The organism is Pseudoalteromonas neustonica (assembly GCF_001653135.1).
In the GTDB taxonomy this organism is placed as follows: domain Bacteria; phylum Pseudomonadota; class Gammaproteobacteria; order Enterobacterales; family Alteromonadaceae; genus Pseudoalteromonas; species Pseudoalteromonas neustonica.
This window is the reverse complement of the sequence record NZ_BDDS01000007.1, coordinates 117,989-140,323: the sequence shown is the minus strand read 5'-3', so window position 1 is coordinate 140,323 and position 22,335 is coordinate 117,989. Positions and strand designations below refer to the sequence as shown.

Genomic DNA, 22,335 nt, shown 5'->3' with positions numbered 1-22,335 from the left:
TTTGCTCAACTAAGGAGGTGAATAAAAATACCCTGTAATGTTCTCTTGTGGTTCATGGCAAATGGCATTATCCTAATCAACTGAATTAATCATGACTGAAAAAGAGGTATGACGTTATGGCTAAGCAGCTAAAGTTGCTGATCTTAAACGCTAGTTTGTCTGAACGTCAAACCATTAAGTCCACCCTCAATAGACTCAATGTATTTACTTTCATTGAAGTTAATGACAGTCAACAAGCACTCGACATTTTAAAAAATCAAGCTGTTGATATCATTATTACAGGGCTTGATGTAGGTAAAATTGATGGCTGGCGGTTCTCGAGAATGATACGCTCGGGCCTGCTTAGCACCCCTAAAAATACCCCAATATTACTTACCCCTCCTATCTATTGTGAGCGAATTGCAGAAACAACAGCCCGTAGTTATGGTATTGATGCTGTATTGCCTTTTGAGCGCCAAGATATGTTGCCACAAGTATTGGCTAATGTGCTCTCTACTCACCTTGAAAAAAGCAGTCGATTAAACCTATTACTTCTAGAGACTGATGACAATAGAGCCGCTGAAATTGAGCAACATTTACAACTTAATTTTGCTTGCACACATGTCATTAATAATAAGCAAGCGCTGTCTATTTACTTGCAGCAAAAGTTTTCTATCGTGTTGCTCGATGCCACCGCAGCACAAGCAGCATCTGCAAATCAACTAGTCAAAGAAATACTGCAGCATAATCCTAAGCAAGCAATAGTAACAATAATAGATACGCATGATGCTGATTACGCTGAGCAGCTACTACTGTCTGGCGTGACTGACTTTATTCGTGCGCCTTATGAGCAATCTTTTTTAACCAAAGTATGTGATCATGCTGCTCGTCGTGAAGATTTTATGGTCAGCTATGCTGAATTTGCGCAAAAAGTAGAACAATTAAGCCAAAGTCAGAGTCGCTACAAAGAACTATTTTCAGCACATCAACGAATTTTACTGCATTTAAATACTGTCGTACTTGAATTTGATCAGCAAGGACGTATTCGTTTTATCAACCCAGCTTGGGAAGCCTTAACAGGCTACGGTATTAAAGAAACACTAACTAAATCATTAACTGATTACTGCCATGTTGATGATAAGCCCAAATTACTCGATACAATTAGCAGTATTTTGAACGCAGGTATTGAACAGCAACAAATTGAAATTCAAATAAGCCATAAAGATGGCAGAACAATTTGGGTAGAGTGCCGCTTACAATTGATAAAAAACAGCAGTAATGCAACTACCATTACTGCAACTATTGATAATATTCATGAACGTAAGCAAGCTGAGTTACAACTTCGTCATTTAGCACTGCATGATACTTTAACGGGCTTACATAACCGCTATTATTTTGATCAGCAGCTCAATCATATATGCCAAACAGAGCTCACTCATGGCGAAATTGAGCATGCACTTATTTATATCGATCTTGATCACTTTAAAATTATTAATGACAGTAAAGGTCACCAACAAGGTGATATTGTCTTAAAAGAAGTGGCGCAATTATTTATTGCCAATATTAGCGATGAGCATTTGATATGTCGTATTGGTGGCGATGAGTTTTCGATCATTTTAAAAAATATTAACTTGCTTGATGCACACTTAGTTGCTGAGGGTATTTGTATGGCAATTGAAGGCCATCAGTTCCAGTCAGAAGAGCAAATCTATTCCATTAGTTGCTCTATTGGCCTAACCCAAATTACAGCAGCAAATAACGATCCGAGTGAATGTTTAAAACAAGCTGATATTGCGTTATATGTTGCCAAAAATTTAGGCCGAAACTTAGTCCATTGCTACTCAAAAGACGATTCAGATAACAACACTATGCAAGCAGGCCTTGAATGGGGGCACAGCATTCGTCAAGCACTGCAACAAGATCAAATTGAATTACACTATCAACCAATCTGGGACTTTAAGAGAGGTAACATTGCCTATTTTGAAGCGCTATTACGATTAAAACTCAACGATGATTTAATTTACCCTAACCAGTTTATTCCGTCTCTTGAGCTGCTTAACGATACGTACTTAATGGACCAATGCGTGATCCGAAATGCTATAGCTGCAATTTCGCAATACCCAGAGCTTAATCAAGTCGCTATTAACTTATCTGCACAATCATTTTTAGATGAACGTTTATTACCACACATAGAATCTAGCCTCGAAGAATATAAGGTATCGCCAACGAGAGTAATCTTTGAAATAACCGAATCTGCAAGTATTAACAACCTAGTAGCTACTCGCGCAATGATTGAAAAGCTTAACCGTCTAGGTTGTCATTTTTCGATAGATGATTTTGGCACCGGCTTTAGCACCTTTAATTACCTTAAACAGCTTCCCGCTCAACATGTCAAAATAGATGGCTCATTTGTTCGGGATATGCTCAATGATCCAATTGATTTAGCACTCGTTAAAGCTATTAATGATATTAGCCGCTCCCTCGATAAGCGCTCTGTAGCTGAATACGTTGAAAATAAAGAGATCTTTTTAGCACTAAAAGAAATTGGTGTTGATTACGGCCAAGGGTATTTTATTTCTCGCCCAGTACCAATTGAAAGAATCCCTTACGAACTAGAAAAAATTTCTCAGAACAAAACTTTTTACGAACAAGCACCTAAGTAAACATGGTTGATTTTTGAAGCTTACCGATGAAAATTTTACTTCCATCCGCTGAAATCTCATCTATACTTTGCTCATACAGATTTTAAATGTCACTATTTTTGTAAGATAAACAAAAATAAACAAGACATCACCAATCTACGACAACATACCCAATAAACACAAATGTGTTATTTATTATGCTATTGTCTACTTATGGAGAAGGTTATGGTGCAATTAATTGTATTATTGTTGGCAGTAAACTTAGGGATAGCTTACCAATGCCACCGTTATGCTAATATCAAAGGTTATCCTATCAGCACATTTACGTGCTTAGGTTTAATACCCTATTTCAATTTAGTGGTGTGGGTGTATTTATTATTTTTGCCAGACATTACCCCTTTCAATAAACAATTTGAATATGAAAGACATAATGAAAAGCAGCCTTTGTAACAACGACTGCTTTGTTGGTCAGGGATAAGTTTTTATCAAATTAAAACTGATAGGTAATTGCCTTAAGTGCTAAATCGCTGGCTTTTATGTCGCCTACTACACATTTTTTAATATCTGATTTATCAAACACTTTAATTAAGTTGGTGTTTTTATCACCGAGCCCTTTCAGAACAAAGCTAACATGTTCGTCATTAGGTAAACTACGTAGCCCACTGCCGTAATCACACAGAGTAAGGCTGATACTCGTACTTACTTGAGCGAGTAATTTTTGCTGCTCCGCGGCTTGCTGCCTCTCACGTTCAACCTGCTTTGCCTGTATATCTTGGCGTAATTGCTGTTGCTGCTTAGTAAGCGTAGTTTGTTGCTTTTCAAGCTTCGCAATATCTTTTTCTAATGCTTTTTTACGTTGCTCAAGCTCTTTTGCTGCGGCGCTATTATCGTGACGATTAGCAAACTCTAAGTCACGTTTTTCACGTTCTAACTCACGTAAATCACGGCTCACATCACGTTCTTGCTCAGCGATTTCGCGTACTTGCTCAGCGCCCTCTCGCATGACTTCCATTGCTTGTTGATAAGCTTCTCGTGATGATTCAACGGCCTGCTCACTGAATACTTCAACCTTATCACTGATGAACTCAATATTCATATTGGAAAAGTCAATATTAGCCAAAGGTGGTAACGGCGCGTTAGGCGCATTACTAAAAATAGTTTGCCAACGGCTAGTGCCTCTGACATCTAATTCAAATACCACACCTTGTTTGACAAAATAGTTAGCTTGCATGGCACGAATTTTTTTATTGGTATCTTGCTTTAAAGCAGTACTTAAAATGTTTTCCATAATGCTCACTTCACGCTGGATTGCAGCCAATTCTAATGGGGTTTGCGCCTGTAGATTGCCACTTGCACAACCAATAATGGCAATAATGGCGCTGCTGATAAGTTTTTTGTTCATTGCTCTATACTCCTAGTTTTTGGCGATAGCGGCCATTGGCTGCTCTTGTACTTGTTCGGCTAAATCATTTAATTGCATCCGCAAATACGCTTGGTCTTGGGCGCGCTGGGTTTTGATATAGGTAATTAAACTATTTATGTCTTCTTGGCGTTCAACCCGCCCAGTTGCTATAGCCTCTTTAGCTAATTGGTACATCTGCTGCTGCTGTAATTCATTTTGTGCAGTGATAATTTTTTGCAGTTGATCAATTTGCTTTTGTTGCGACTCCAATAACTGTGTTTGTTGCGCTACCTGCCCCAGCAGCTCTGGCGCCTGCTGTTTTGGCATAACTAAAAAAATGAGCGAACAAATCATCACTGATGCAGCAACGGCCCATACGCCAGCCATATTAAACACGCCAGCAGAGCTGATCTTAGACATGCTTGATTGGCGATCCCATGTTGGCACGGCTTCAGCTTTGTAATCTCGACTATGCTGTTGCCATATTTGTGCTTGGTTCATTAAAGCTTTATATTCAGGATCATTCTCAAGCAGCTGCAACTGTGCATCACTCAAAACCTTCCCATCTAACCATTGCTCAAAAAGCGTCTCTAAATTAGCCATCGACGGCCTCCAAATGAACTTTCAATTTACCTAATGCACTGTATAACCGTGATTTGGCGGTATTGGTGGAGATATCTAGTTGCTCTGATATTTCTTCAAAAGTGCAATGCTGAAAAAACTTCAGTTCCACCACTAAGCGCTGCTCCCACGGTAAGTTATTCAGCATCGTCTTTAATTGCTGATGCTGAACTTGCACTAACTGGTTACTTTCCAGCTCACTGTGTTCACATGCCTGCTCAGGCACTTCATCAAGACTTTGGTAGTACTTGCGACGACGATAATATTCAACACTGCGCCGGTGCACAATTTGGAAGATCCAAGTATTAAAGCTCGACTCACCACGAAAACTTGGCAAGCTCTTATAGACAGAGATAAACACCTCTTGCATTAAATCCATGGCATCATCCGGGTTACTGAGCATCCGCAAGCAATGGTTATAAACTCGGCTCTCGTGCTGTTTAACCAGCTTAAGCCAGGCTCGCTTATTACCTTGCTGTGCTTTGGCGATTAATGTTTCTGTTGATTGAAAAAACACGATTCTCGATGCTTAGTTATTTTACTTATAAGATTAGTCGATAGGAGCGCGAGGATAGTTTGGAAAAGATGAAAATAAATTAAAAAATAAATAGCTCACCTTGATGAGCTATTCCTGCATACCAATCGTGTTAAGTTACTGACCATTTAGCTCGCTAGAATGGTTAAATATTTAAGTCGATTGGTATTAAACGGCATTGCTGTTTTAAAAAATTTTCTAGCATTTGGCTAAATAAACGAAAATCACGAATTCGCCCTGTGGTTTTGCGCCATAAAATACCAATGTCACGATAAGCATCACCTTGAGAGGCCGTGGCTAACATGTTTTTGTTATCTAAAATCCCCGCATTAATTGCCATTTGTGGCAAAAAGGTCACCCCGAGCTGATGTTCAACCATACTCAATAGTGTGTGTAAGCTTGCCGCTTCAAACGGGTTAATACAACTTGAACGGTTTAAGTGACAAGCACTCAATGCATGACCTGTCATGCAGTGCTCTCGTTCAAGTAGGAATACGCTTGCATCCGGTAACAGATTAAAGTCTTCTACCCCTGTTGCTGGCAAATAATCTTTGTGATGCACTAAGCTAAAATGATCTTGTGCAAGTACTTGTGTATGAAACTTGTCGGTCTCATAGGGTAAAGCGAGTAATGCCATATCTATATGGCCGTGCTCTAACTTATTTAATAAGCTGTCACTTGTATCCTCAACCAGTACTAATTCTAAATCCACATATTGTTGTTGGCATAGTGCGTATAAAGGCGCAGCTATGAAACTAGCAATAGTAGGAATTACACCAAGCGTTAACTTGCCGCTAAGTGGGCTTAAATGGCTTTTTGTAAGCTCTTTAACACTGAGAGTATCATCTATAATTTTGCGCGCTCGCTCTACGACATCTTCACCAATGGCGGTAAACATGAGGCTACGATTTTCACGCTCAATAAGCTGACATCCCAAAGTTTCTTCAAGCGTTTGAATTGCACTACTTAATGTGGATTGACCAATAAAGCAGGCACTTGCTGCTCGACCAAAATGCTGATATTGATGAACCGCTAATAAGTATTGCAGTTGTTTTATACTTGGTAAATTAGTCATAACTTTTCTTACCCACAAATAAAAAGACCCCAACACCATGGGCATTGAGATCTTTTCAAGCTAAAAGTCTGTAATACTTAAGCCGTAGGAATTAAACTCCAAAGGCAAATCTTAGTATGTAGAAAATAACAATAGCAAGGGCAGCGCCAACTGGCAATGTTATTACCCAAGAAACAGCAATGTTTCTGATCACGCCCATGTTAAGTGCAGCAATACCACGCGCCATACCTACACCTAAAACCGCGCCCACTAACGTTTGTGTCGTTGAGATAGGTAAACCAGTTCCTGATGCGATAACAACAGTAGAAGCAGCGGCTAATTCAGCAGCAAAACCACGGCTAGGTGTTAAATGTGTAATACCTTCACCAATGGTTTTTATTACTTTTTTACCTAAAATAGCTAAACCTGCAACAATACCAAAACCACCCAGCGGTAAAATCCACCATGCAATAGCAGCTTGTTTAGCAATTTCACCATTATTCTCTACAATGTTAACAACAGCAGCAAGAGGACCAATCGCGTTAGCTACGTCATTAGAACCATGTGCAAATGCCATACAACATGCTGTTAATACCATTAAGATAGCAAATACTTTCTCAACATTATTAAATTGCATGTTCTTGTCAGCTTTTGGATCTATCTTCAAGCGGGAAATAACTATTTTACCAATAATACCAACTACAACAGCAATACCAATTGCTAATGCATAGCCTTCCACTGCACCTAAATCAATACCAATGTGCTTTAGGCCTTTTTTGATCGTAACCAAAGACATGATAAAACCCGCAAGACCCATGTATATAGGTACATAACGTTTAGCATTTTTAAGTGGTGACTCGGTATCAAATATAAGTTTTTGTGCACTCATAAATATTAAGTACGCAATAAAACCTGAAATTAATGGTGTTACTATCCAGCTACCAACAATTCCAGCCACTTTATTCCATTGGATTGCTTCGCTGCCAACTGCAACTAACGCGAATCCGATGATAGCACCAATAATTGAGTGAGTAGTTGATACTGGCCAACCAAGAAAAGAAGCAATTAATAGCCAGCTACCTGCTGCAAATAACGCTGAGATCATACCCAACACCATTAATTCAGGTATATCCATAAATGGGGCAGAGTCAATAATGCCTTTGCGTATCGTCGATGTTACTTCACCACCGGCTAAATAAGCACCTGCAAACTCAAAAATCATCGCAATAAAAATTGCTTGTTTAATTGTAAGCGCTTTAGACCCTACTGAAGTACCCATAGCATTGGCAACGTCATTTGCGCCAATACCATAAGCCATAAAAAAACCGACTGCTGCGGCAATTAAAATTAATACCGTGCCATAAGATGCAATGATATCCATTGTGTAACCTTAATCTTTCGTTATTGAACTGAGTGTAAATTAACGAGCTAACATCAGCTCAAGACGTGAACCTACGCGCTCTGCGATATCCGCAAGCTCGCCAACCCATTCAATTATTTTATATAAAAACATAACATCAACTGGGTTAAGCCCATCCTCAACGGCGCGCAATTGGCGGCGTATAATGATTTGCATATCATCCGTGTCTTGTTCAATTGCATCCAATTCAACGAGCATTTTTTCTACCAAGGTCACTTCGCGACCTTTAAAACCAGTTTCTAATAACTCATCTAACTCGTTAATTGCATTTGACGCTTGTTTAGTCGCATCAACACACCGTGTTACATAGGCTAAGAAATTGACTTGAATCTCTTTTGGAATGGTCATCTCACGACCAATTACACGACCAGCAATGTCTTTTGCTTTATTAGCAATTTTGTCTTGCTGGGTGACGAGTTCGAGCAGATCTGTACGCTCTACCGGCATGAACAATCCACGCGGCAGTTGTAAACGTATATCTCTTTTCATGTCGTCGGCTTCACGCTCTAAAGTACGAATTTCCAAGCGAATCACTTCTGCTTGTACCCACTCTTCTTTAAATACGTGATTGAAAAAAGGGATCAAAGCTTTACTAGCTTGATGTACCTTCTTGATGTGATCTTCCATTGGCTTTATAGGAGATTTTGCGAATACTCCTAAAAATGCGTTTGTAGGCATAGCTGACCCTTAAATCAAATTAGTATGCTTTGCGGCGTGAATTTTACAGCATTCACCACGATTGTGAATGCTTTTATTACTTCACTGGTGCCTGAACATAATATTAATTATAACGAGAACATGAAAAGCGACCATTGGTCGCTTTAATAAAAAAAAAATTACCAAAAAAAATCACAATGATTTTTCTATATCTTCTTGAGATGTATGACGAATATCTTTGCCATTTACGAAATAGATTATATATTCAGCAATATTTTGACAGCGATCACCGATTCGTTCTAAAGAACGCACTGACCAAACTAAATCCATAATTTTTGGGATTGAACGTGGATCTTCCATCATATAGGTCATTATTTGACGTGTAATGGCTTCGTATTCACGATCGACCTTGGCATCTTCCTTATGTACCTCAAAGGCTTTTTGTACATCCATACGTGCGAAAGCATCTAAAACATCATGCAACATCTTAGATACTTGACGCCCCATGTTTTCAATGTTTACCAATAAATCTTGCTGATCTTTAGTAAATGAATCGAGGGCAACTTTAGCTATTCGTTCAGCTTCATCACCAATACGCTCTAAATCAGCAATGGTTTTAGCAATCGCAACCACTAAACGTAAATCGCTGGCTGCAGGTTGACGGCGAGCAATAATACGAGTGCATTCTTCGTCAATATTCACTTCCATGGCATTTACTTTATAATCATTTTCACGCACTTTTCGCGCTAATTCAGCATCACCATTACTCACAGCATCAAGTGCGCTATTAAGTTGCTGCTCAACTAATCCGCCCATACTTAAAACATGATTACGCACGTTCTCTAACTCTTGATTAAAACGGCCAGAGATATGCTTATTAATATTGTGTTCCATTGTCTACCTTCTTATCAGAATCGCTAACATCACCTAAACAGTACGCCCACTATACTAACCATATCGGCCGGTAATGTAGTCTTCTGTTTTCTTTTTGTTCGGCGTAGTAAATAACGTATTTGTATCTGAGTACTCGATTAACTCACCCATGTACATAAATGCGGTTTGATCAGAAACGCGCGCCGCTTGTTGCATGTTGTGCGTTACAATAACAACGGTAAACTGATTTTTTAAATCATTGATTAGCTCTTCAATAACCAATGTAGAAATTGGATCAAGTGCTGATGTTGGCTCATCCAGCAATAATACTTCTGGTTCAATCGCAATTGAACGAGCAATAACTAAACGTTGTTGCTGACCACCTGATAAACCAAATGCACTGTCGTGGAGTCTGTCTTTTACTTCATCCCACAACGCAGCCCCTCGCAGTGACTGTTCAACTACTTCATCTAACTTACGCTTTTCTTTAATACCTTGTAAGCGTAGGCCATAAACTACGTTTTCGTAGATAGATTTTGGAAATGGATTTGGACGTTGGAATACCATTCCTACATTGCGACGAAGCGCCGCAACATCTACTTTTTTATCGTAGATGTTTTGCCCATGAAGTAAAATTTCACCTTCAATACGGCAACTATCTACTAAATCATTCATACGATTAATACAGCGTAATAGCGTTGACTTACCACAGCCCGATGGCCCGATGAAAGCCGTTACTTGCCCTTTTGGTATATTCATACTTACTGAACTAAGCGCTTGTTTTTCACCATAGTAAAGATCTAAGTTTTTGATCTGAAGCGCCGTTTGCTCAGTGCTTAAATTTTCTAAGTCCAACTTCAAACTCGTGTTTGACTGGGTTACCTGTGGAGCGACTGTAATCATGTTTATTACCTTAAAATCTTTACTAATTATTGATCAAGCGATCTAAATTTTTCACGTAAGTGGTTACGTATACCGATTGCAGTGATATTCAGTGCGATAATCACTGATACCAATAAAAATGCAGTGGCATAGACTAACGGTCGTGCTGCTTCAACATTCGGGCTTTGGAAGCCAACATCATATATGTGAAAACCTAAATGCATGAACTTTCTATCTAAGTGAAAGTACGGAAAGTTACCATCAAGCGGTAAAGTCGGTGCCATTTTTACAACACCCACTAACATTAGTGGTGCAACTTCACCAGCAGCACGTGCAACAGCCAGTATTAGGCCTGTCATAATTGCCGGACTTGCCATTGGCACTATTATACGCCATAGAGTTTCTGCTTTTGTTGCACCAAGTGCAAGTGAACCATGACGTACCGTACTAGGAATACGAGATAAACCTTCTTCAGTTGATACAATAACAACAGGTAAGGTTAAGATAGCAAGCGTTAGTGCTGACCACATAACCCCTGGCGTACCAAATACAGGGCTTGGTGATGCTTCAGGATAAAATAATTGATCCAGACTCCCCCCGAGCACATAAACAAAGAAACCTAAGCCAAATACCCCATAAACAATCGAAGGAACACCAGCCAAATTAATTACCGCGATACGGATCATCTTTGTCACTGCATTTTTAGCTGCATACTCATGTAAATATATTGCAGCAATAACGCCAAAAGGAGTCACAATTACAGCCATTAGCATGACCATAAACACAGTACCAAATATAGCCGGGAATACACCGCCTTCGGTATTTGCTTCACGCGGGTCATCTGAAACAAACTTACCAAGCTGCACAAAATAATGGCCAAGCTTAGTAAAGAATCCCATGTCATTTGGAAACCAAAAATCCAAAACTTGATACAAAGGCAATGTGACTATTTCGCCGCGCATATCTTTTACCGTTACTTGGTCACGCTTGGCCTCTTTACGAAGTGCAAACAATTGTTTTTCAAGCACGCCATATTCTGACCTTAATTGTGCACGCTGTTGCGCAAGCTCTGCAACGCGTTCATCCGTTAATGCATCATCAAGTAAATAAGATTTTTCTTTTAAACGTAAGCGCTCTAACTCAAAGTTAATATGCCCAATATCGCCATTTTGTAAATCAAGCGCTTGATCATTTAAGTCTACCGCGCGTTCAACGAGCTCATCTAGCACCTCTACTTTGTTGTCAGTGATGACTTGCCCATCTTTAATCACTTGGTCAACATAACCGTAAAAGTTACCGTTTTTACTTCGTTCAAACACCGCCAATGTTGCAGGTGCGGTATGAGAGTTAATATCTGTTTCTAAAACCCAACGAAAGTCCAAATCAACATATTCACGGTTACCGGTTTTAATTAATAAGCGCTCAAGCTCTTCTTTATCGTAATCAGATAAATCTACACCCATTGCCTCTAGGCGTGATTTTGGTACCATTTCTCGGTCATAAATCTCACCAATAACGGTTTGCTTTACCACTGAACCTTGCAACTCAAGTTGCACTACTTGTGAAGGCCAGAAAAAGCTTAACCCTTTCCAGGCAATCATTGCTAATAACCCTAAGACGGAAATCAAGCTGATACTAACTGCACCACCTGTCATCCATATCCAAGGAGAACCAGACTTAAACCACTGCTTTACCATGTCGTGTCTCTCCGCTTACATCGAGCTGTATTTATCACGCAACTGCTGACGAACAAACTCAGCAATTGTGTTGAAAATAAAAGTGAATATGAACAATACAAAGGCTGCTAAGAAAAGAATTCGATAGTGTGAACTGCCCACTTCAGATTCTGGCATTTCTACTGCAATATTAGCCGCAAGCGTACGCATACCTTGGAAAATGCTCCAATCCATTATTGGTGTATTACCCGTCGCCATAAGTACAATCATTGTCTCACCTACCGCACGCCCTAACCCCATCATTACTGCAGAGAAAATACCTGGGCTTGCTGTTAGCAATACCACGCTGACCAATGTTTGCCATTGTGTTGCACCTAATGCCAAGGAACCATTAGATAAGTGTTTTGGCACACTAAATACCGCATCTTCAGCAATCGAGAAAATAGTTGGAATAACCGCAAAACCCATTGCAATACCCACAACAAGCGAGTTACGTTGGTCAAATGTCATACCTAATTCATTGGTTAAATATTGGCGTACATTACCATCAAACATCCACTGCTCAATCACACCACTCATGGCAAATGCCAACCAACCAATGCATAACACAACTGGGATAAGTAAAATTGAATGCGACCCTTCTGGTATGCGATGACGTATACTGGTCGGTAATTTCGTCCAACCAAATGCAGTGGCCAAAATCCCCAGTGGTAACATGATCAATAATCCGACTATCGCAGGAAGGTGCTCTTCAATTAATGGCGCAAGCCATAAACCAGCTAAGAAACCTAGGATTACGGTAGGTAATGCTTCCATTATTTCTACCGTTGGCTTTACCACTTTACGCAATGAACCTGACATAAAGTAGGCTGTGTAGATTGCGGCTGATAAAGCAATCGGCACAGCAAATAACATTGCATACATGGCTGCTTTTAATGTTCCGAATGAAATTGGTACTAACGAGAATTTAGATTCAAAGTCATCACTGGCAGATGTTGATTGCCAAATATAACCTGGCTCAGGGTAACCTTCATACCACACTTCTTGCCATAATGCAGACCAGGTAACTTCAGGATGCTCATTATGAATTTCAACAACGGTTAGCTTGTTATCTGCCAAAATAAGTGCCGCATTTGAACGTGGCGCTATTGCAAAGTTTTCAATCGGCCCTTCACTTACTTTACCTTGCCATAACTTTGCTTCACTGGTGGTGTAATACACACCTAACTCACCATTTGAACTGGTAGTAAAAAATGTACGACGATAAAATTCAGTAAAAATATCCAGCTTGCTTTGTTTTGATGTTTCAAAGGCACGAATTTTTTGATATTCACGACCTTCATCTGTATTAATTTCAAACCACTGAGATACTTCACCATTATCATTTGCTAGCATCAACGAGTTAGCACCTGCGAGCAACTGAGCTGAAACAAGATTGGCATTTTCTTCATTGGCTGCCAGCATTTGAATCAGTTCGACTTCACTGGGGTCACGCGTATCATAAACATAAATTTGATTAGCTGAACGTACAAATGTACGCGTAGTGTCAGGCGACATAAGCAGTTGATCAACACGACCATCGACATCGAGTTCGGTGCGCTCAACGACCCACTCAACTTCACCGCTGAACATGTTTTCTTCAGCCAAAAAACTACTAAATACAACACGCTTATCGGCTGTTTGCGCAACTACTGCCGTTTTTTCTTCGTAATGGCTAAATGCAAACTGCGTTAATGCAGCGCCTTCATCATCTACAACTAAAGGTGTTTCACCAAGAGGATAATCCAAGCGAGGTGTTAGCTTGCGAGTATTATTTGGAAAAGTAACTAAAAACTTTGGTGCCACGATCATCACCGCACCGTTTTTTAGTCCATAAGCATAAAGCCCTTGAAAAGGGGCGCTTTTTGCAAAACTGCTTACTCCACCGTCAAGTGTAACGGGCAAGCTTGCCAACTTTTTACCAAAGGTCGCTTTTTCTACACTATGAAAATCGACATTGCCCTGCTTACCAAGCAAAAAAGCAACTTCGGTTTGCTCTTCAACACCTAAGCCAACAATTTGCTCAGCATTACTTAAAGTAAAGCTGTTACGCGTTTCTACTTTTGCAGATTCAAAAATAGGCTGTACTACATAAAGTAGATAGAAAAAGATCAATAGCAACGCTATTAACACCATTATTCCACCGGCTGTAATACTAAATTGGGCAAACCGATCTTTAAATAGACGGCTTCTATCCGTATTAAAAGACGGTTTATTCGGATTGGAAGTCATCAAAACACCTTTAAATCTTAACGTTGCGAATAGTGTATTTCACCAAGATGACAGTAATGTTACAAACGTCATAATAGCGTTATTTTGTTTTAAGGAAGCTATCTGTATGAAAAAAATTCAACTTAATAAATTATCATTAAGAAACAGCAATTTACCCAATAAAGGTAATAACGCTAGTACTATATTACTGTTTTTTAATTAATGAAAGCGCAAAAAAATTGGACAAACTCTAGGTCCGAGTCAATACTCAATTCGGTTCATTTTTAAATATAATAATCATTCAACTATTCTCATGCCTGAGCATTTATCACTTAATTACGGCATTTTAAGGGATTTACTTTATGAAGCAATTAGTTATAACTATTTTAGGGCAAGATCGTCCCGGACTTGTCGAAGACATATCATCCACTGTTTTAAACCACCACGGTAACTGGTTAAGCAGTAATTTAAGTCATTTAGCAGGGCATTTTGCCGGCATTTTAGAAGTGACAGTACCTGAAGAACATTTACAAGAATTACAAGATTCATTACATGCACTTCCTAAATTAGAAGTACGCATTGAAACGGGGAATGATGACACAACAGATAACAGTGCCGCCAAGCTTAATTTCGTTATCACTGGTAATGATCGCCCTGGTATTGTGCAAGAGCTTGCTAGTGTTATTCGCCACAAGGGCGCAAACATCACTCACTTAAACTCTAAACAACAAAGCGCCCCAAACTGGGGAGTGCCTATTTTTAGTGCCGTCGCAACAGTCTCTTTACCTGCTGGTATGAACAAAGATGAAGTTGTAGCTGCGCTTGAAGCGATAACCGCCGATTTAATTGTTGATATTGAAGATGTATAAATAATTTTTAAAAATCAGTAATTAACACAGACAAACATGTCACAAAAATGACATGTTTGTCATTATACTGTCATCTTTATGTTCTATATTTTATTCTGCTGCTATCAAAGGAATAGAACATGAACGCCTGCACTGAGTTGCCTCAAACAATTAGTTATTTTGCTCCAGAATTAAGTTGGTTGTCATTTAATGAACGTGTATTGCAAGAAGCCAAAGACAAAAGCAATCCAATTATTGAACGGATGCGTTTTTTAGGTATTTTTTCGAATAACCTTGATGAGTTTTTCAGGGTAAGAGTTGCAGATGTAAAGCGTCGTATTTTACTAAATAAACTACCTGATACAAATTTTGATGAAGATGAGATCCTACTCACCCAAATACAACAAAAAGTACTGCAGTTAGGTCAAAAATTTAATCTTATTCACCAGCAAATTCTTCATGATTTAAACAGCCATAACATTCATGTTCAGCGTCCTGAAAAACTTAGTGATTTTCACATTGATTGGCTTAAAAATTTTTTTAATGACAATGTTTTGCAGCACATATCGCCCATTATGTTGGATGAAAACAAAGATTACTCTGATCATATAAACGATACTATGACTTACTTATTTGTAGAGATGCTTAACGACAAACGCCACTACGCGATGCTCGAAGTGCCTACTGATAGAGTGCCACGTTTCGTTATTTTACCTTCTGAAAAAACCCGTCGTCACAAGACTATCGTGATGCTAGATGACATTATTTTGTTTTTTTTAAGTGATGTATTTAGCAGTTTCTTTAGCTTTACTCAAATCCATGGTCACTCAATAAAGCTCACACGAGACGCAGAATACAACTTAGATGATGAGCTTGAAGAAGGCATTTTAGATAAAATGTCTAAAGGTTTAAAACAGCGTATTTACGCTGAACCTGTGCGCTTAGTTTACGATCAAGCGATGCCTGAACCTATGCTAAAAGTAATGAAAAAACGCTTAGGGGTCACCCACCATGATGCACTTATCCCAGGCGGACGTTATCGTAACTTTAGAGATTTTATCGGCTTTCCTAATATTGGTCGTCAATACTTAGAGAACAAATCACTCCCCGCGCTGCAATGCACAGCTTTTAATAATCATGCCAGTGTATTTGATGCAATTAGCCAACAAGATATTTTACTTTATTATCCATATCATACTTTTAACCATTTACTTGAATATGTTCGCCAAGCTGCTTTTGATCCAAAAGTAACGCAAATTAAGGTAAATATTTATCGTGTTGCGAGTAAATCTCGGCTTATTTCATCACTGATCAATGCCGCTAAAAATGGTAAAAAAGTCACTGTAATGGTGGAGCTAAAAGCCCGCTTTGATGAGCAAAACAACATCGAGTGGGCAAAAATACTCAGTAGTGCAGGCATTAAAGTTATATTTGGGATCCCTGCACTCAAAGTTCACAGTAAGCTGTGTATCATTCATCGTCGTGAGAAAGGCCAAATAGTAAAGTATGCACATATAGGCACTGGTAATTTTCACGAAAAAACAGCAAAAATATATACCGACTTTAGCCTATTCACTAAACATACAGGCATCTGTGATGAAAGTGATAGCGTATTTAAATTTATAGAAAGCAGCTACAAGCCGTTCACCTTTGAACACTTAATGATTTCACCCGTTAACGCCCGTGACGTACTTTTAAATTTAATTCAGCAAGAGATCACGCATGTTGAAAATGGCCACAGTGGTAAAATCACAGTAAAAATAAACAACCTAGTGGATAAAGCGCTAGTTGATAGCCTTTATTTAGCAGCCAGAAAAGGCGTTAAAATCCGTATTATTGTCCGCGGTATGTGCTCATTAGTTCCTGGGCTCAATAACTTTAGCGATAACATCCGTATTATTAGTATTGTTGATCGCTTTTTAGAGCATCCACGCGTTATGATTTTTGGTAACAATGGTGATGAAAAAGTCTATATTTCATCTGCTGATTGGATGACCCGTAACCTTGACCATCGTGTTGAAGTGGGCGTTCCCATTTACGATGAGCAACTAAAACGACTTATTGTAGATATTATTGAGCTACAATTTAAAGATCGCACCAAAGCGCGCATTATCGATAGTGAGCAAAAAAATAATTATGTGAGGCGTGGCAATCGTAAAAAAATACGCTCACAAATTGCTATTTATGATCACTTAAAAAAATGGGAAGGCAATTACAATAATGAATAATTATCCCTCAATTGCTGCGGTTGACTTAGGATCAAACAGCTTTCATTTAGTCGTAGCAAGAGAAGTGGATGGCAATCTACAAATTTTGCATAAAGAAAAACAACGCGTATATTTAGCTGATGGCTTAGACGACAAAAATCAATTAAGCCAAACTGCGATTGATAGAGCACTGGCGATACTGAAGCAGTTTGCAACAACGCTACAAGACTTCCCTGCCAGCAATGTAAAAATTGCTGCAACCTACACATTAAGACGCGCTAAAAACATTAACTCGTTTTTAACTCAAGCAAGTACTGTTTTTCCCTATCATATTGATGTGATATCAGGGCAAGAAGAAGCACGTTTAATCTATCAAGGCGTTGCCCATTACATTCATCACGATGAAAACCGCTTAGTGATTGATATTGGTGGCGGTAGTACAGAGCTCATTATTGGCAAACACTTTAAACATAAGCTGCTAACAAGTCGTAATATGGGCTGCGTAAGTTATACAAAACAATTTTTTGCCGATGGTATTATTAACGATAAACGCTTTAGCAAAGCACAAATAAAAGCAGAGCAAGAACTTGAAGTTATTTTTGCCACTTATATTAGCGCTGGCTGGCAATCAGTAGTTGGCACGTCAGGCACAATAAAGTCAATTTTAGCGATGATCAGCACAAATGATCCCGAGCAAAAACATATCACTTTAGAGCGGTTGCTCGAACTTAAAACCCAGTTCATTGCGGCAAAGACTGTTGATAACCTACTGATTGAAGGTTTAAGCCCAGAGCGCCAAGTGAGTATCTGTGGTGGTTTAGCCATTTTAATCGCAATCTTTGAGCTGTTTAATATTACTGAGATGAACTACAGTGACTTTTCGCTACGCGAAGGCCTACTTCATGAGATGCAACAAAAGCTGGCACTCAAAGATATACGCACCAATACCATTACTAATTTAAGCGAAAGAAATACAATAGATAAAGTACACGCACAACGTGTAGCTAATACCGCTGATTGGTTATTCTTGCAAGTGCAAAAAGAGTGGCAATTAGATTCATTAGATAATCATCAATTGCTCCTGTGGGCAGCGCAATTACATGAGATAGGTTTAGGTATTAACTCATCAGGTTTACATAAACACAGCGCATATGTAGTTGAAAACAGCCAACTACCGGGGTTTACTCAACAGCAACAAACGCTATTAAGCTGCATGATACGTTTTTACCGTAAAAAAATTCGCTTAGAAGAATTTCCTACTTTACTTTCGGTGCCGCACTTTCAAATATTACAATTAATTGTATTACTGAGATTGGCCATATTATTGAACCAAAAGCGCCTTAATGATCAATATCAAGACCTAGCGGTTTCAGTAAAAGGCAACAGCATGCTTTTGCAGTTTCCACTAGGTTGGCTCAATGAACAAACCCTGCTGCATGCCGATTTACAACAAGAGCAAAGGTACTTGAAAAAGGTGGGTTTTTTAATCGACTTTGTATGATTTACAGACGTAGCTAAATTTGGATAGCCTTAGCTATCTAAATTTAAACGACAATTCGTCACATGGTTACATATCCATATGGCGATTAGAACTTTGTATCATCTGCTTTAAACTTTGCTGCTCAAGCTCTAGCAATTGTGCTAGCTTCTCTTTGCCAGCTGGTGTTTCTGCACGACTAAGTAAGTACTCATAAAGGTTAATTACCTTTTGGTGTTGATCTGATAAATAACCTTGCATCACTTGCTCATCAACACGCGTATTACGGTTTAAATCAGTAAAATTAATCAGCTCAGGATTCTCAACAAAGTACTCATAGCAATACGTGTCTAGTGTATTGATTTCAGTGATGGCCTTAAAACCCACTAAATCTTCAGCTAGCTTTTTTTCGTACTCTACAAAATAGTCTGCGAGCATACGGTTATGCTCTGCTAAATCATCTTTTAAACTAAAAAAATTGGCAGCCATTTGCGTGTGAAAGAGTACAGTCCAATCGTACACTTCGTGTATTGTTTTAACTTGCATGTGCATTCCTTACTCATTTAATTTAAGTTAACGAATGCGTAAAACGTGCCACATAAAAAAGTGATTAAGATCAACAGTAAAGGTAATTATGGTGCAACTTATACTTTTCTTTTTAGTATAAGTTACACAAAAAATGTAAAGTTTATAGGCCTCGCTTTCTCCACAATAAATACACGGCGGGTAACACTAATAAGGTCAGAACTATCGCGCTGAACATGCCGCCGACCATGGGTGCTGCAATGCGGCTCATTACTTCACTACCAGTGCCGGTGCCATAAAGCACGGGCAGTAAACCAATTATAATAGTCGCGACTGTCATCATCACTGGGCGTACTCGCAGGCCAGCGCCTTCGACAATGGCTTGTTTAAGCTCTACAAAATTAAGCGTAGTACCTGCTTGTTGTGCTTGGGCGCACTTTTCATTGTAGGCTTGGTTTAAGTACACCAGCATAATGACGCCTATTTCCACCGCGACACCGGCAAGGGCAATAAAACCAACCCCCACGGCGACCGAGAAGTTAAACCCCTCTAAGTACATGAGCCAGATCCCGCCTATCATCACCAGCGGTAACGTGGCCATTATAATTGCCACTTCAACAAAGCTTCTAAAATTGAGATACAACAACACAATTATAATCGCTAAGGTTAGTGGTAATACATAGGCGAGCTTTTCTTTGGCACGCTCCATGTATTCATATTGCCCTGCCCACGTTATTGAATAACCTGCAGGTAGCACTAGCTTTTCGTCAAGCACTTGGCGCGCATTATCGACATAACTGCCAATATCAATGCCATCAATATCAATAAAGCTCCAGCCATTTAAGCGGGCATTTTCACTTTTAATACCCGGTGGGCCATCTTCAATAAATACATCAGCCACATCGGCAAGCGCAATACGCTGCCCTGTAGGGGTAACTATTGGCAATAGCATCAACTCTTCGGGTGAATCACGGTAATCTTGCGGGTAGCGTAGGTTAACTGGGTAACGCTCTTGCCCTTCAACCGTTTCGGTGACATTCATACCACCAATTGCGGTCGCGACCACTTGCTGCACATCGGCAATGTTTAAGCTATAACGAGCGGCTTTTTCACGGTTGATATCAACCTTGATATAACGCCCACCAGCAACACGCTCAGAGTAAACGGAAGCAGTGCCGGGTACATCTTTAAGCAAGACCTCAATCTGTTGGCCAATTTTTTGAATTTCACTCAAATTAGGCCCCGCCACTTTAATACCTACAGGGGTTTTTATGCCTGTTGCTAGCATATCAATACGGGTTTTTATCGGCATCACCCATGCGTTGGTAAGACCTGGAAATTTCACTAAACCATCAAGCTCTTTTTTCAATTTTTCTAAGGTCATGCCTTCGCGCCATTGATCCTTTGGCTTGAGCTGAATAAAAGTTTCAATCATAGTCAGTGGCGCAGGATCGGTAGCGGTTTCTGCGCGTCCTACTTTACCAAACACGGTTAACACCTCGGGCACTGTGGCTATGAGCTTATCTGTTTGCTGTAAAATCTCTCGCGCTTTACCAATCGACAAACCAGGGTAAGTAGTTGGCATATACATTAGATCGCCTTCATCCAGTGGCGGAATAAACTCACTGCCAATTTTGTTCACTGGATAAAAGCCAACAATAGCGACCACTACAGCCAACACCAAGGTCATTTTAGGAAAACGTAAAACGAGATTCAGTAATGGCTTATATCCGTTAACTAATAAGCGATTAACAGGGTTTTTCTGCTCTGAAATCACTTTGCCACGTATAAAATAGCCCATTAATACTGGCACTAAGGTAATTGCTAAACCTGCAGATGCCGCCATGGCATACGTTTTAGTGTACGCAAGCGGGGCAAACATACGCCCTTCTTGCGCCTCTAAAATAAATACTGGCATAAAGCTCACAGTAATAATCATTAAACTAAAAAATAGCGCTGGGCCGACTTCGCTGGCGGCATCGGTGACAACTTGCCAGCGATTTTCATCAGTCAGCGGTGTTTTTTCCATGTGTTTATGCATGTTTTCGATCATGACAATCGCACCATCGGTCATCGCGCCAATGGCAATGGCAATACCGCCGAGCGACATAATATTAGCGTTAATGCCTTGCCAATACATGATGATAAATGCCGTTAAAATTCCCAGCGGTAAAGTAATAATAGCCACCAAGGATGAGCGCACATGAAACAAAAACACGATGCAGATCAGTGCGACCACCACTAACTCTTCAAGTAGTTTGCTGGTTAGGTTATCCACTGCGCTTTTAATTAAATTAGAGCGGTCATACACAGGCACTATTTCAACGCCTTCAGGTAGACCTTTTTTGAGTGATTCGAGCTTTTCTTTAACCAGCTCTATGGTTTTTTGTGCGTTTTCGCCATAGCGCATCACCACGACACCACCTGCAACTTCACCTTCTCCGTTTAGTTCAGCAATGCCGCGGCGCATTTGTGGGCCAAGGCGAATATCGGCTACATCGCGTAATTGCAGCGGTGTGCCGTTGGCGTTCACCCCCAGCGGAATGGCCTCTAAATCAGCCACACTTTTTATATAACCGGTGCTGGTTACCATGTATTCGGCTTCGGCCATTTCCACTACCGAAGCGCCCATTTCTTGGTTACCTTGCTTAATGGCCGTTTGAATTAAGCTCAGTGGAATACCGTAAGCACGCAGTTTATCTGGCTCTACATTGACTTGATATTGTTTCACCATGCCGCCAACGGAGGCGACTTCTGACACTCCTGGCACAGTTTGTAATTCAAACTTTAAAAACCAATCTTGTAAGCTACGTAATTGGCTAATATCGTGCTGATTGGTTTTATCCACCAGCGCATATAAATAGATCCAACCTACACCGGTGGCATCTGGGCCAAGCTCCGCGGTTGCAGTGTCGGGCAAACGGCTAGCGACTTGGCTTAAATACTCTTGTACTCGACTACGCGCCCAATAAAGATCCGTTTTTTCATCAAAGATGACATACACGTAGGAGTCACCAAAAAATGAAAAACCACGGACCGTTTGTGCCCCGGGCACTGAGAGCATCGCGGTGGTAAGCGGAAAAGTAACTTGATCTTGCACCACTTGCGGCGCTTGCCCAGGATATGACGTTTTAACTATCACCTGCACATCAGATAAGTCCGGCAAGGCATCTATAGGGGTATTTTTAACGGCAAATAAACCGCCACCAATTAGTATTGCAGTTAGTAACAATACAAAAAAGCGATTAGTCACAGACCAACGAATAACGGCTGCTATCATAAGGCCT

17 protein-coding genes are annotated in these 22,335 nt (G+C 39.9%); 5 read left to right on the top strand and 12 right to left on the bottom strand.

Annotated features, from left to right (window positions below):
• Positions 1-116: 116 nt before the first annotated feature.
• Complete coding sequence (locus A7967_RS12280; protein WP_054204474.1) at positions 117-2,642, top strand: EAL domain-containing protein; 2,526 nt, start codon at positions 117-119, stop codon at positions 2,640-2,642.
• Positions 2,643-2,846: 204 nt separating this feature from the next.
• Positions 2,847-3,071 (top strand): hypothetical protein, encoded by a 225-nt coding sequence (locus A7967_RS12275; RefSeq protein WP_054204475.1) that lies wholly within the window; start codon positions 2,847-2,849, stop codon positions 3,069-3,071.
• Positions 3,072-3,111: 40 nt separating this feature from the next.
• Here the strand turns inward: A7967_RS12275 and A7967_RS12270 are convergent, their stop codons facing one another.
• From A7967_RS12270 to A7967_RS12225, 10 genes are all read right to left on the bottom strand, one after another.
• Entirely contained in the window at positions 3,112-4,023 is a 912-nt protein-coding gene (locus tag A7967_RS12270; RefSeq protein ID WP_054204476.1) for a hypothetical protein, read from the bottom strand.
• 12 nt (positions 4,024-4,035) lie between these two features.
• Positions 4,036-4,626, bottom strand: coding sequence for a hypothetical protein (locus tag A7967_RS12265; protein WP_054204477.1), 591 nt, complete (start codon positions 4,624-4,626; stop codon positions 4,036-4,038).
• Positions 4,619-5,161, bottom strand: coding sequence for an RNA polymerase sigma factor (locus A7967_RS12260; RefSeq protein WP_054204478.1), 543 nt, complete (start codon positions 5,159-5,161; stop codon positions 4,619-4,621). Before A7967_RS12260 ends, A7967_RS12265 begins: the two co-directional genes overlap by 8 nt.
• A gap of 163 nt (positions 5,162-5,324) precedes the next feature.
• Complete coding sequence (locus A7967_RS12255; protein WP_054204479.1) at positions 5,325-6,254, bottom strand: hydrogen peroxide-inducible genes activator; 930 nt, start codon at positions 6,252-6,254, stop codon at positions 5,325-5,327.
• A 91-nt stretch (positions 6,255-6,345) separates the two neighbouring features.
• Positions 6,346-7,614 carry an inorganic phosphate transporter gene (locus A7967_RS12250; RefSeq protein ID WP_054204480.1) on the bottom strand — a complete coding sequence of 423 codons (1,269 nt, stop codon included), beginning with the start codon at positions 7,612-7,614 and terminating at the stop codon, positions 6,346-6,348.
• A gap of 39 nt (positions 7,615-7,653) precedes the next feature.
• Positions 7,654-8,331 (bottom strand): TIGR00153 family protein, encoded by a 678-nt coding sequence (locus tag A7967_RS12245; protein WP_054204481.1) that lies wholly within the window; start codon positions 8,329-8,331, stop codon positions 7,654-7,656.
• 171 nt (positions 8,332-8,502) lie between these two features.
• The gene (gene phoU, locus A7967_RS12240; RefSeq protein ID WP_054204482.1) at positions 8,503-9,204 is read right to left on the bottom strand and encodes a phosphate signaling complex protein PhoU; all 702 of its coding nucleotides are present in this window, start codon (positions 9,202-9,204) and stop codon (positions 8,503-8,505) included.
• A 54-nt stretch (positions 9,205-9,258) separates the two neighbouring features.
• Complete coding sequence (pstB, locus tag A7967_RS12235) at positions 9,259-10,086, bottom strand: phosphate ABC transporter ATP-binding protein PstB (RefSeq protein WP_054204483.1); 828 nt, start codon at positions 10,084-10,086, stop codon at positions 9,259-9,261.
• 26 nt (positions 10,087-10,112) lie between these two features.
• On the bottom strand, positions 10,113-11,762 hold the full coding sequence (pstA, locus tag A7967_RS12230) for a phosphate ABC transporter permease PstA (protein WP_054204484.1): 1,650 nt from the start codon (positions 11,760-11,762) through the stop codon (positions 10,113-10,115).
• 15 nt (positions 11,763-11,777) lie between these two features.
• Complete coding sequence (locus A7967_RS12225; protein ID WP_054204485.1) at positions 11,778-14,012, bottom strand: ABC transporter permease subunit; 2,235 nt, start codon at positions 14,010-14,012, stop codon at positions 11,778-11,780.
• 341 nt (positions 14,013-14,353) lie between these two features.
• On the opposite strand from A7967_RS12225, the gene A7967_RS12220 reads away from it, so the two are divergent.
• The 3 genes from A7967_RS12220 (at position 14,354) to A7967_RS12210 (ending at position 18,547) form a co-directional block, all read left to right on the top strand.
• A complete protein-coding gene (locus A7967_RS12220; protein WP_054204486.1) occupies positions 14,354-14,860 on the top strand; it encodes a glycine cleavage system transcriptional repressor in 507 nt (168 codons plus the stop codon).
• Between the two features lie 119 nt (positions 14,861-14,979).
• Positions 14,980-17,067 (top strand): polyphosphate kinase 1, encoded by a 2,088-nt coding sequence (ppk1, locus tag A7967_RS12215; RefSeq protein WP_054204487.1) that lies wholly within the window; start codon positions 14,980-14,982, stop codon positions 17,065-17,067.
• Positions 17,060-18,547: a Ppx/GppA phosphatase family protein gene (locus tag A7967_RS12210; RefSeq protein WP_054204488.1), complete on the top strand. Its 1,488-nt coding sequence runs from the start codon at positions 17,060-17,062 to the stop codon at positions 18,545-18,547. The genes ppk1 and A7967_RS12210 overlap by 8 nt, the downstream gene beginning before the upstream one ends.
• A gap of 66 nt (positions 18,548-18,613) precedes the next feature.
• Here A7967_RS12210 and A7967_RS12205 read toward each other — a convergent pair whose 3' ends face one another.
• A complete protein-coding gene (locus A7967_RS12205) occupies positions 18,614-19,069 on the bottom strand; it encodes a hypothetical protein (protein ID WP_054204489.1) in 456 nt (151 codons plus the stop codon).
• A 142-nt stretch (positions 19,070-19,211) separates the two neighbouring features.
• Entirely contained in the window at positions 19,212-22,328 is a 3,117-nt protein-coding gene (locus A7967_RS12200) for an efflux RND transporter permease subunit (protein ID WP_064435720.1), read from the bottom strand.
• Positions 22,329-22,335 lie beyond the last annotated feature (7 nt).